Raw genomic sequence first — 12,174 nt, 5'->3', positions numbered from 1 at the left:
ATTAATCTGTTCGCGGAATTGGCATTATTTCGGAAATCGTCATTGAAGGCAGATGATCGATGGGTATGTTCGCCGCTGAAAAGGGCGAGCGGTGTGAGCCTTTTTCGTTGTGGGGGTGAGGCGGGAAAACATTGCCGCCAGCCACAAATCCGAAGCCATTTAAAACTATGACTGGAGAGGTCAGAAAATGAACATCAAGAGCCTCCTTCTCGGCTCAGCCGCGGCCCTGATCGCGGTCAGCGGCGCACGCGCCGCCGACGCTGTCGTCGTCGCCGAACCGGAACCGGCCGAATACGTCAAGATTTGCGACGTCTACGGCGCCGGCTACTTCTATATTCCGGGCACCGAGACCTGCCTGCGCATCGGCGGCTACCTCCGCTACGACATGGGCGTCGGCGATTCCGGCTCGCTCGATGGCGCCAACAACGTTCCCGATCACATGGACGGCGGAACGAACGACACCTGGTATAAGAACATGCGTTTCACGCTGAGGACTTATACCGGCCAGGAAACCGAGCTCGGCACGCTGAAAACCTTCACCGAAACTCGCTTCCAGTTCGGCAACTCCTCCGGCGACTATACCGACCAGACCCCGGCCAACAACGGCTGGCAGGCCGGCAACAAGACCACCACCCTCAATTTCGCCTGGATCCAGCTCGGTGGCCTGCGCGTCGGTAAGGATGAAACGGTATACGACCAGTTCATCGGTTATGCCGGCAATGTCATCCAGGACACGCTCATCCCGTATGGTGTCAAGGATACCAATCTCATCAGCTATTACTTCGACGCTGGCAGCGGCTTCACGGGCGTGGTCTCGCTTGAGGAAGGCACCGCCGTCAACACCATCGACAGCTATGTTCCGCATGTCGTCGGCGGCTTGAAGTACAAGGGCGACTGGGGTGCGATCACTGGCGTCGTGGCCTATGACAGCAACTATGAGGAAGTGGCCGGCAAGGTCCGTTTGGACGTCAACGTCAGCAAGGAACTGACGCTGTTCGTCATGGGCGGCTACGGCACCAACGACAACATCAACGACTTCGGCACAGGCCGTACCCAATACAAGCCGTGGGGCGGTAACTGGGCAGTCTGGGGTGGCGGCACCTACAAGTTCAACGAGAAGACCTCGTTCAACGCCCAGATTTCCTATGACGACTGGAAGAACCTCGGCGTCGCTGCCAACGTTGCCTATACCATTGTGCCCGGCTTTACGGTCACGACTGAAGTCGATTACCTCAATGCAGGAAAATTCGACGACTTCGACTTCAACAACTGGACCAAGGCCGACAAGAAGAGCAGCGTCGGCGGCATCGTCCGCTTCCAGCGCAATTTCTAGCAGATCGACTGACCTCACCAGCCCGCCCGCAGCACATCGCTGCGGGCGGTTTTTTATGCATTGGTGTGAGAGTTACCCAGGAGCCAAGCCCATACCTTGATTTCGCCACCCGATCGGTGAAAAGCTCCTGAAATGGAATGGCGCGACGAGGGAATCATTCTCGGCACCCGCAAGCATGGCGAAACCAGCGCCATTCTCGAGGTGCTGACGCGAGCGCATGGCCGTCATCTCGGCCTTGTTCGCGGCGGCCGTTCGCGCAAACAGCAGCCCGTCCTCCAGCCCGGCAATCGCGTCGACCTGTTGTGGCGTGCGCGCCTTGATGAACATCTCGGCACGTTCCAGGCCGAAGCGATCGAGATGAATGCTGCCCGGTTGATGGACAGCGCCGTCGCCGTCTACGGCTTGCAGACCATGGCCGCGCATCTGCGCCTGCTGCCCGAGCGCGACGCGCATGAAGGTCTCTACGAAACGCTTGCCGTGATGATCGTCCATCTCGACGACGCCGACGTTGCCGGAGAACTGGTGGCGCGCTTCGAGCTTCTGGTGCTGGACGAACTCGGCTTCGGCCTCGATCTCAGCCAATGCGCCGCCACCGGCACGCGACAGGACCTGGCCTATGTTTCGCCGAAGTCGGGACGCGCGGTATCGCGCGAAGCCGGTTTGCCATGGCGCGACAGGATGCTGGCTCTGCCGGCCTTCCTGCAGCGCGGCTCCGGCCTGCGCGCGGATGCGGCTGATGTCGACGACGCCTTCCGGCTCACCGGCTTCTTCTTCAACCGCCACGTCTATGAGCCGCGCGGCATCGAGCCGCCGGACGCTCGTACCGGCTTCCTCGCCGCCTTGCGCAAACATCACGCACGCGGCAAGGCCATAGCTGGCGAGGACGCAGCCAGAGAAATCCTCACATGAGCGAAGTCGAACTTTATCCTGGCCGGGTCTCACCGCTCGGCCTCGGCACCATTCCGCACGCCGACATCCTGAAATACACCGGTTTGGAATTGCTGCAGCGCATCGTCGACGGCAAGTATCCGGCGCCGCCGATTTCCTTCCAGCTGAATTTCACTCTCACCGAAGTCTCGGAAGGGCGCGCTGTCTTTCGTGGCATGCCGAGCGAGCGCCATCTCAACCCGCTGGGCAGCGTGCATGGCGGCTGGGCGGCGACGCTGCTCGATTCGGCACTGGCCTGTGCCGTGCAGACGCTGCTCGAAAAGGGCGAGGCCTATACGACGGCGGAGTTCAAGGTGAATTTGACGCGTCCCATCACGCCGAAGACCGGCGAAGTGGTCTGCGAGGGCAGGGTTGTTCACAAGGGCCGCACGTTGGCGGTGTCGGAAGCGACGCTGAAGGATGGCGGCGGCAAGCTGCTGGCTTTCGGCACCGAAACATGCTCGATCTTTCCGGCCGCCAATCTGGCGGCGCGCTGAGTTTTCTGGCCGTTTGGCCGCCGCATTTGCATGTCAGTGAGACGAAACGTCAGTGAAAACTGGCCTGGTTTGGGGGAACCGCCATGTTTGAGAGCCTGATCGGCCTTGTCGCCATCATCGCCTTGTTCGTCATCATTTCGCGCCAGCAGAGCCGCATCGGCCTTGTCGAGCGCGAGCTTGGCGCGCTGCGCAGCCTTGTGCTCTCGGGAGCCGTGCCGCCTGCGGCCAAGCCGTCCGAACAGACGGTGGCCGACAACGTGCCCGCCGATGTGATTCCAGCCGTTGCGGCAGCGGCCGACATTCCCTCTCCAGCGACAAGCGAGCCGGTCGCCGCACCGGCGCCAGCCACGGAAACGGAAGACTCGACCGGCGAGATCGTGTCCGGGCCGTGGACCGCTCCAGAACCGGCGCCGAAGGCGGTGGAACCCGCGGAGCTTCCCGGAGCGACGAAAGCCGCCCGCCAATCCGATGTCGAAACCGCGCTCGGCACCCGCTGGGCGGTCTGGGTCGGCGGCATCGCCCTGGCGCTGGGCGGTCTGTTCCTGATCCGCTACACCATCGAAGCCGGCATTTTCGGCCCCGGCGTACGGCTGACCATGGCCGGCGCGCTCGGCCTTGTGCTGGTCGTGGGCGGCGAGTTCGTCCGCCGCACCGGCTTCAAGATGCCCGTACAAGGCGCCGCGGGCGCCTATATTCCGGCGATCTTGACAGCGGCCGGTGCCTTCATCCTGTTCGGCACCGTCTACGCCGCGCATGGCATTTACGGTTTCATCGGGCCGGCGCTCGCCTTCACGCTGCTTGGGGCCATCGGTGTGGCAACCATTGCCGCTGCGCTCGTCCACGGCCAGGCGCTGGCCGGCGTCGGCCTTGTCGGCGCCATGGTGACGCCGGTGCTCGTCGCCTCGCAGGCACCCAATCCCTGGGCGCTGTTCGGCTATCTCGCCATCGTGCTTGCCGCCACCGGCGTCATCGCCCGCATGCGCGACTGGAAGTTGCTGATGGCGGCTGCCTTTTTCGGCACCGGTGTCTGGACCATTCTCTATATGACCGATGCGCCGGGGGCGAACCTCTCTGCGATCCTGCTCATCGACGCCGTCACGCTGGCCGTGCTCGCCCTTGTCTGGCTCGCTCGCCGTGGCGACGAAACCACGCCAGACAGGGCTTTCGACTGGCCGTCCATCGTGCCTGGCCTGTTCGTCGCATTCTCGGCACTGGGCCTGTCGGTAGACCCGGCCTTTGCTGCCGCCGGCTATGCCTTGCCGGGCGCGGTGGTGATCGCCGCGATGGTGGCGGTCACGCTTTATCGTCCGCTGGCGCTGCCGCTCCTCTATGCCGCGGGACTGGTCACGGTGCTGATCTATCTCGGCATTATCCCGCCAACCTCGATCGCTTCCGATTTTTCGGGCGGCGCCCTGGGCGTCGACGGACTGCCGGTGGCCACGTCCAACGCGCTGACCTTGCGCATCGGCATCGCACTCGGCCTGGTCTTCATCGGCGCCGGCTTCTGGGCCGCGCGCCGGTTCGCCGCTGGGACACAGATACGTGCGGCCTCATGGGCGGCGTGGGGCGTCATCGTCCCGCTGGTCGTCCTGCTGGCGCTCTGGTTCACTTTCGGCAATCTCGACCGTGACCCTGTCTACGCCGCCGCAGCGGCACTGTTGGTCGTCATTTTCGCCGCCGGCGGCGAGTGGATCGCGCGGGCCGAGGAGCCGCCGCTCAAGGGCGGTGTCGCGGTCTCGTTTGCCCTGGGCGGCGCGGCCATCGCCGGGCTCCTGCTCATGCATATGGCTTTCGATTCCGGCTGGACCACCATCCTGCTCGGTGCGGCGGCCATCGTGCCGGCGCTGGCCACGCGCTGGCGCTCCTATCCGGTGCTCGGCTGGATTTCGGTCGGCGCGGTGATCGCGGTGCTTGGCCGTGTCGCCTTCGACCCGACCATTGTCGGCGCCGGCTTCCTGTCGACGACGCCGGTGTTCAACTGGCTGCTGCCGGGCTACGGCGTGCCCGCACTGGCCTTCGGCTTCGCCGCGTGGCAGCTAGCGCGCACCACCAACGGCCGACCGCGCCTTGCCATGGAAGCGGCGGCGGCGCTGTTTGCGCTGCTCACGCTCGCCATGCTGGTGCGCCACGCCATGCATGGCGGCGTCATCGACACGGGTGCCATGACGCTCGCCGAACAGTCGATCTACACCCTGATCGCCATCGGCGCCGGCGCCATCCTGGTCGCCATCGACATGCGCTCGCCAAGCTCGGTGCTGCGCTATGGTTCGATGGCCGCCGGTGTGGCCTCGGTCGCTTTCATCGTTGTCAGGCATTTCGTGGTGCTGAATCCTTTGCTTACCGACGAATCGACCGGCCGTATCCCGGTGTTCAACCTGTTGTTCCTCGCCTATCTCCTGCCGGCGGTCGCCGCCGGGGGACTGGCGCTCTACGCCAGGGACAAGCGGCCAAAATGGTATGCGCAGATGCTGGCCGTGGTGTCTGCCGCGCTTGCCTTCGCCTATGCCACGCTGTCGGTGAGGCGCCTGTTCAAGGGCGAATTCATCGGCCTGTGGAGCGGCCTCGGCCAGTTGGAAACCTACACCTATTCGGCGCTCTGGCTGGTGATTGGCGTTGCGCTGCTCTCAGCTGGCGTCTGGCTGAAATCGCAGGTGCTGCGCATCGCTTCGGCCGCGCTGATCGCGATCGCCGTGCTGAAGGTCTTCATATTCGACATGTCGGAGTTGGAAGGCGTACTCCGGGCGCTATCCTTCATCGGCCTCGGCGCGGTTCTGATCGGTATCGGCCTGTTCTATCAGCGGCTTTTGACACGGGCGGCGAGGGAAAACGGATAAAGGCAAGCAAGAACAATAAGATTTCACCCCGACCGGGAATAAATCGGCACTCGCCAGCGTTATCTCATTGCTTGGGTGACCGGGGCGGGAGACCGCTTCGCGCTGGCCGCTTGCGCCGCGCCCGGAAGGCGCGTTCAATCCAGATCAACAAGGGCGACCTCGAAACCAGCGGTCATGGACGAAAAGAAGGCAGCAATCCTTGGCGAAATACCGCGCCTGCGCCGTTACGCACGCTCGCTTTTGCGCGACCGCGACGCTGCCGACGACCTTGTCCAGGATTGCCTCGAGCGGGCGCTTGTGCGGCTCGACAACTGGCAGACAGGAGAAAGCCCCCGGAGGTGGCTGTTTACGATCATGCATCATTTGTTCATCGACCAGATGCGCAAGGTGAACCGCCGCGGCGAGGCGGCGATGTTGCCGCTGGAGGCGGGCGAGGCCGTTGCCCAGCCGGCAGAGCAGGTGGAGAGTATCGCCTCGCGCGAGATCATCGACGCGTTGCAGGCGATCAGCCCCGATCGACGCGCAGCTCTTGTCATGGTTGCCATCGAAGGTTTTTCCTATGCCGAAGCCGCCAACATTCTGGGCGTCCCCGCTGGCACGCTGATGTCGCGCATTGCGCGCGGGCGTGAGGAATTGCGTGGTTTGCTGGACGATACGGCGCGTCGCCGCGCGATAAGGATCGTCGAGAAATGATCCGCCGCGACTTTTCCGAACGGGACATCCACATGGCGCTCGATGGCGAGCTGCCTGCAGACGAGCGCGCCGCTTACGACGCCTGGCTCGACGCCAATCCCGAGATGAAAGCCAGGAGCGCCCGTTTCACCGCCGACCGGGCGGCGCTGCGTGCCGCCTTCGCCGGGGTGCTGGACGAAGCCGTGCCTGCGCGGTTGCGCAAGGTCGTGCTTGGCGAGGCGCCGGTCAAGGCAGCTGTGCCACGCTCGCGCTGGTGGCTTGCCGCTGCCGTGTTGCTGGTCGCCGCCGGCGGGCTTGGTGGCTACCTTGCCGGCGTCGACGGCATCGGCCAGGAGGACCCGGCGGAAGATCGGCTGGCCGAGCAGGCAATCGCGGCCCATGTCATCTATGCCGCCGAAAAGCGGCATGCCGTCGAGGTTCCGGCCAGCGACAAGGACCATCTGCAGACCTGGCTGTCCAACCGGGTAGGGTTGAAGCTGGTGGCACCCGACTTGACCGCGAACGGTTTCCAGTTGGTCGGCGGCCGGTTGCTTCCGGCAGGCGAGAGCAAGGCCGCCATGCTGCTTTACGAGGACGGCAATGGGCAGCGTATATCGCTGTTCGTCACCACGGCATCGACGGAGAATGCCAAGGGCACCTACGCCGCCACGCAAGACGGACCCGAGGCCGTCTACTGGCTGGACAAGGGCTATGGCTGCGCCGTCGTCGGCTCCTTGCCGCGCGAGCGGCTGAACGAGGTCGCCAGGAACGCCTACACGCAACTTGTAAACGGGCTGGCAAGCTGAACGGCACCGCTTTTGCCGGTGCCGTCGATCCGCGAATGCCGATCTGGCCGAAGGACCTTTTGCGCCCGTCGGATCGGCGTCGGATTTGTCACAATTCGGCCCTAATCGAGGTGCGATAGCGCTTGATGAATGCCGTCGCATCGCCCCGAAAATCGGAAACGGTTTTTGGAAAAACGAGGCGAAGATTCAAGGTGGTGGAGCGGACTTCGTGCGCCCAGGTGGACGCCGGTTTTCCCAACGCCCTGGTTGGCGTCAAGGACGTGTTCGAGTAGGGCCATTTCCACCACCAATCGAGGTTTTCTGAAGCCGCATGCCTGCCGAGATCCGCACGGCCCGCGCGTCTGACGTCGATGATCTCGCCGCCATCGAGAAAGCTGTTTTCTCAAGCGACCGTATTTCCCGCCGCTCCTTCCGACTGTTCATCGAGCGTGAAACCGCCGAGACGCTGGTCGCCGAAGTCGACGGCCGCGTGGCCGGTTATGCGATCGTGCTGTTTCGCAAAGGCAGCGGCGTGGCGCGCCTCTACTCGATTGCGACCAGTCCGTTTTTCGGCGGGCTGGGTGTCGGCCGCATCCTGCTCGGATCCGCCGAAGATGCCGCCTTCGAGCACGACCGCATGATGCTGCGTCTCGAAGTTCGCGAAGACAACAGCCGCGCGATCCGCATCTACGAACGGGCCGGTTATCGCAAGATCGGGCGTGAGCCCGGCTACTATGAGGATGGCGAAACGGCACTTCGCTACGAAAAAACCTTGCGTGGCGACATTCCGATCGCCACCAAGGTGCCGTTCTACCCGCAGACCTGTGAATTCACCTGCGGTCCGTGCTGCCTGATGATGGCGATGGCCAATTTCGATCGCGGCTTCGTGCCGGATCCGGTCATGGAAATCCGCCTGTGGCGTGAAGCGACGACCGTCTTCATGATGTCGGGTCCCGGGGGTTGCGAGCCGTTCGGCCTCGCTGTCTCGGGCTATGAGAGCGGGCTCGCGGTGGAGATCTACGTCTCCTTCTATGGCGCGCTGTTCCTGCAATCGGTGCGCAGCGAGGACAAGCGCAGGGTAATGGAACTGGCCCAGGTCGACTTTCGCCGACGCGCGGAACTTTACGGCATCCCGGTGAATTACCGTGCATTCACAATCGACGATATCCGCGCTGCGATCGCTGGGGGAAAGCTGGTGCTGGTGCTGATCAGCGGCTTCCTGATGTTCGGCAAGAAGGTGCCGCACTGGGTGCTGGCGATCGGCGATGACGGCGACCATATCCTGATCCACGACCCTTGGGTCGAGGATGAAAGGCAGGAGACCATCCTTGATGCAGCCAACATTCCCGTGCCTTACGGCATCTTCATGAACATGGCGCAGTTCGGTCGCGATGGACTGCGGGCCGCCATCACTCTGGGAAAGCGTGACAGACAATGACCTGGGTCATCCTTACCGGCAGGCAGAGCGATCTCGACCAGGTGGCGACACCGCACAAGATCATCACCAATCGCGACTATCTCGCGCATCCGTCATTGTTTCGCGGCCAGCGGCCGAAGGTCATCAACCTGTCGAACAATTACGCCTACCAGAGCCGCGGCTACTATGCCTCGCTGCTGGCAAGCTCGCGCGGCCACAAGGTGATCCCGACCGTCGAGACGATGATCGACCTGTCGGAACGCAAGCTCTATGAGCACGCGCTGCCGGAACTGGAACTGGCGCTCAACAAATGCCGCAAGGATCTTGGTGGCGCCTTTCCGCAAAAGGTCTGCATCTTCTTCGGCATCGGGCCGTCAAAAATCTGGGACCGTTTCGCCAAGCTGTTGTTCGATTGGTTCCGCGCACCGGCGCTCGAAGTCCACATCAAGGACAGCGCCGAATGGGCCTCGATCCGCAAGATCGGCTTCCATCCGCTGGCGCGGATGACCGAGGACGAGGAAAAAAGCTTCATACAGTGCCTGGAAACCTACACCAACCGGGAGTGGCGCGACACCAAGGGCCGCACGCCGGCGCGCTATACCTTCGCCACGCTGGTCGACCCGCATGAGGAATTGCCGCCCTCGGAGATCTCGTCGCTGCGCTATTGGGCCAAGATCGCCGAGAAGATGGGCGTCGAAATCGAGCCGATCACCAAGCGGGACCTGGCCAAGCTCGCCAATTACGACGCGCTGTTCATCCGCGAGACCACCTCGATCTCCAACCACACCTATCGTTTCGCCCGCCGCGCCCAGCAGGAAGGCATGCCGGTGATCGACGATCCACTGTCGATGATCCGCTGCACCAACAAGGTCTATCTCAACGAGCTGATGGCCTACAACAAGGTGCCGGTGCCGCCGACGGTGATGATCGCCGGCACCTCGGATCTCGAACTGGCGGCGCAGACGCTGGGCTTTCCGCTGGTGCTGAAGATCCCGGATTCGTCGTTCTCGCGCGGCGTCAAGAAATGCGCCAATTTCGAGGAACTGAAGACGCTCGCCACCGAATGGCTGGAGGATTCCGACCTTCTGATCGCGCAGAAATTCATTCCGACCGAATATGATTGGCGTGTCGGCGTGCTCGGCGGCCAGCCGCTGTTTGCCGTGCACTATCTGATGGCCAAGAAGCACTGGCAGATCGTCAACCACAAGGCCAACGGCAAGCCCGACCAGGGCGGCATCAAGACCTTCACGCTGAAGGAAACGCCGGCGCATGTCGTCGAGACGGCAGTGAAGGCGGCGCGCTGCATCGGCGACGGGCTCTATGGCGTCGACCTCAAGGAGACCAAGGACGGCGTCTTCGTCATCGAGGTGAATGACAATCCCAACCTCGATCATGGCTGGGAGGATTCCGGTGAGAAGGACGAGGTCTGGGTGCGGCTGACGCAGTGGTTCCTGGAGCGGTTGGACCGGCCGGGGCGGTAATTTGATCGGGGGTAGAACATGCAGTTTATCGTGATCGAGGATTTCACCGGCTGTGATCGCAAGGAGATCTATCGCCGCTTTCGCGACCGCGGCCGCCTGAAACCGGACGAGCTGCTCGTGCACCACAGCTGGATCGCGGCGGACATGAGCCGCTGCTTCCTGCTGGTGGAGGCCGATGACGTCACGCTGCTGCAGCGTTGGGTCATCGAATGGGCGGATCTGGTGGAATTCGAGATCATCCCCGTGGCGACAAACAAGGACATGGCTGAGGCATTGAGCGGGCACCTCTGACGATTGCCGCGTGTCGCGTCAACGCAGTGCCGGCGAGCCGACTGCGCGCCGGCACTCGTCGATCAGCCACTGGCGAAATGCGTCCACGACATCGCGTCTGGCGCTGCGCGCCGGGATCGTCAGGCAATAGGGCTGGCGCAGCTCGACCATTTGGGCGAGGGGCCTGACAAGTCGGCCGTCCTCCAGCGCCTCGGCACAGTAGATCCCTTGCGCCAGCGCCACGCCCAATCCCGAAATGGCAAGGTCGAGTGCTGCGCGCGATGAGTTGGCCGAGAGGCCGCGCTGCGCTGCCCGGCCGGGTTCGATGCCGGCCGCCTCGAACCAGTTGTGCCAGGACGGAAAGGACGCACCGGTCGGTCCCCAGCCGGTATGGATAAGCGGCAGGCTGGCGAGGCCTTCGGGTTTGATCGTGTCCGCCAGCCCGGGTGCACACACGGGATAGACTGCGTCCTGGACGATGTCCTCGGTCGGGTGCTCGCGATAGTGCGGGCCATAAGTGAGCCTGATGTCGATCAACTCACGGTCGAACGGCACCGGGTCATCCTCGCCTCTGAGCGATATGTCGACGGCGCCATGGCTGGAGACAAAACCAGTGAGGCGCTGCGAAAGCCAACCCATGGCCATGGATGGCGGCACCGACACCACGAGGCGCGGGCGGAACGCATCGCCGCCCAGTTGGCGCGCGACGCTGCCGATCTCCTGGAAGGCCATGGTCAGCCTGGGCAGCATCTCGACGCCGGCCTCGGTGAGGACGGCGCGCCGGTTGACGCGATGGAACAGCTTGCGGTCCATCTGCTCCTCGACGGTGCGGATGAGCTGGCTGACGGCGGCGGCCGATACAGAAAGCTCTTCCGCCGCCCCCGCAAAGCTGCCTGTACGGGCGGCAGCCTCGAAAGCCTGAAGTCCTTTGAGAGAGGGAAGTACGGCCATGATCACCGGATAGATAAGTTCAGCTTATCTAAATCGCAGAAATCGTCATTTTTGGAAAGATTTTTCATGCGCTACAGTGGATTCTATCAAATCCCAGCCTGGATCGAAGCCCGTGGATCATCGCGACGTAATTTCATCGTTGACGCAGGAGGAGCGCAACCGGCTGACCGCCAAGTCTGATGCCGCGGGCCTCGTTCAGCTTGCCGCTCATTGGGGTGCGATCGTGATCCTCGGATCGCTGATCGCCGCCAAAGTGCCGTTCTGGCCGCTGCTGATGCTGCCGCAAGGTCTCCTCATCGTGTTCCTATTCACGCTGCTGCACGAGACGGTTCATCGCACGGCCTTTGAGGCGCAGCGGCTGAACGATCTCGTGGCGCGGGTGTGCAGCCTGGCGATCGCACTGCCGGCGGACTGGTTCCGCTACTTCCACTTTGCCCACCATCGATACACGCAAGATCCCGACAATGACCCGGAACTGGCGTTCCCCAAGCCGGAGACATGGCGGCAATACCTCGTCCACATATCCGGCATCCCGTTATGGTGGGGCCACATCAAGACGCTTTATGCCAACGCCGCGGATCGTGGTCGCGAAAGCTACGTTCCGCCAAAGGGCTATGACAAGGTGCGCATCGAGGCACGCGCCATGATTGCCTTTTATGCCGTGCTCCTTCTGCTTGCCGTCTATTTCCGGCTCTCGGTGCTTGTCTATGTCTGGATTTTGCCCGCTCTGTTGGGGCAGCCGTTTCTGCGCCTCTATCTCTTGGCCGAGCACGGTCGTTGTCCGTTCGTCGCCAACATGCTGGAGAACACCAGGACCACATTGACCAACTGGCTGGTCCGCAAGCTGGCGTGGAACATGCCGTTCCATGCCGAGCATCATGCCTATCCCGGCGTGCCGTTTCATCAACTGCCGCGGTTTCATGCGCTGATCGAGCGGCATCTCAAGGTGGTCGAGCCCGGCTATGTCAGCTTCCACGAAAAGTACATCGAGACGCTGCATTGACGAT

11 protein-coding genes are annotated in these 12,174 nt (G+C 63.0%); 10 read left to right on the top strand and 1 reads right to left on the bottom strand.

The features are described 5' to 3' along the window. Nucleotides 1-187 precede the first annotated feature (187 nt). The 9 genes from MESCI_RS24135 to MESCI_RS24095 all read left to right on the top strand — a co-directional run bounded on the left by MESCI_RS24135 (nucleotide 188) and on the right by MESCI_RS24095 (nucleotide 10,237). Nucleotides 188-1,333 carry a porin gene (locus MESCI_RS24135; protein ID WP_013532581.1) on the top strand — a complete coding sequence of 382 codons (1,146 nt, stop codon included), beginning with the start codon at nucleotides 188-190 and terminating at the stop codon, nucleotides 1,331-1,333. 132 nt (nucleotides 1,334-1,465) lie between these two features. Further along, nucleotides 1,466-2,242 (top strand): DNA repair protein RecO, encoded by a 777-nt coding sequence (gene recO / locus MESCI_RS24130; protein WP_013532580.1) that lies wholly within the window; start codon nucleotides 1,466-1,468, stop codon nucleotides 2,240-2,242. After that, a complete protein-coding gene (locus MESCI_RS24125) occupies nucleotides 2,239-2,757 on the top strand; it encodes a PaaI family thioesterase (protein ID WP_013532579.1) in 519 nt (172 codons plus the stop codon). Before recO ends, MESCI_RS24125 begins: the two co-directional genes overlap by 4 nt. A gap of 83 nt (nucleotides 2,758-2,840) precedes the next feature. Beyond that, entirely contained in the window at nucleotides 2,841-5,591 is a 2,751-nt protein-coding gene (locus MESCI_RS24120; RefSeq protein ID WP_013532578.1) for a DUF2339 domain-containing protein, read from the top strand. Nucleotides 5,592-5,765: 174 nt separating this feature from the next. After that, nucleotides 5,766-6,284: an RNA polymerase sigma factor gene (locus MESCI_RS24115; protein ID WP_013532577.1), complete on the top strand. Its 519-nt coding sequence runs from the start codon at nucleotides 5,766-5,768 to the stop codon at nucleotides 6,282-6,284. Then, nucleotides 6,281-7,069 (top strand): anti-sigma factor family protein, encoded by a 789-nt coding sequence (locus MESCI_RS24110; protein ID WP_013532576.1) that lies wholly within the window; start codon nucleotides 6,281-6,283, stop codon nucleotides 7,067-7,069. Before MESCI_RS24115 ends, MESCI_RS24110 begins: the two co-directional genes overlap by 4 nt. Nucleotides 7,070-7,379: 310 nt before the next feature. Beyond that, a complete protein-coding gene (locus MESCI_RS24105) occupies nucleotides 7,380-8,486 on the top strand; it encodes a peptidase C39 family protein (protein WP_013532575.1) in 1,107 nt (368 codons plus the stop codon). Beyond that, entirely contained in the window at nucleotides 8,483-9,946 is a 1,464-nt protein-coding gene (locus MESCI_RS24100) for a RimK family alpha-L-glutamate ligase (protein WP_013532574.1), read from the top strand. Before MESCI_RS24105 ends, MESCI_RS24100 begins: the two co-directional genes overlap by 4 nt. A 30-nt stretch (nucleotides 9,947-9,976) precedes the next feature. Next, nucleotides 9,977-10,237 carry a DUF3303 domain-containing protein gene (locus tag MESCI_RS24095; RefSeq protein ID WP_244514281.1) on the top strand — a complete coding sequence of 87 codons (261 nt, stop codon included), beginning with the start codon at nucleotides 9,977-9,979 and terminating at the stop codon, nucleotides 10,235-10,237. Between the two features lie 18 nt (nucleotides 10,238-10,255). Here MESCI_RS24095 and MESCI_RS24090 read toward each other — a convergent pair whose 3' ends face one another. Continuing rightward, the gene (locus MESCI_RS24090; protein ID WP_013532572.1) at nucleotides 10,256-11,167 is read right to left on the bottom strand and encodes a LysR substrate-binding domain-containing protein; all 912 of its coding nucleotides are present in this window, start codon (nucleotides 11,165-11,167) and stop codon (nucleotides 10,256-10,258) included. A 112-nt stretch (nucleotides 11,168-11,279) separates the two neighbouring features. On the opposite strand from MESCI_RS24090, the gene MESCI_RS24085 reads away from it, so the two are divergent. Continuing rightward, a complete protein-coding gene (locus MESCI_RS24085) occupies nucleotides 11,280-12,170 on the top strand; it encodes a fatty acid desaturase family protein (protein ID WP_013532571.1) in 891 nt (296 codons plus the stop codon). The last annotated feature ends 4 nt before the right edge of the window (nucleotides 12,171-12,174 follow it).

This window comes from Mesorhizobium ciceri biovar biserrulae WSM1271, assembly GCF_000185905.1.
Taxonomy (GTDB): Bacteria; Pseudomonadota; Alphaproteobacteria; order Rhizobiales; family Rhizobiaceae; genus Mesorhizobium; species Mesorhizobium ciceri.
Note: the sequence above shows the minus strand (reverse complement) of the source record. Positions and strands in the feature narration are given on the sequence as shown.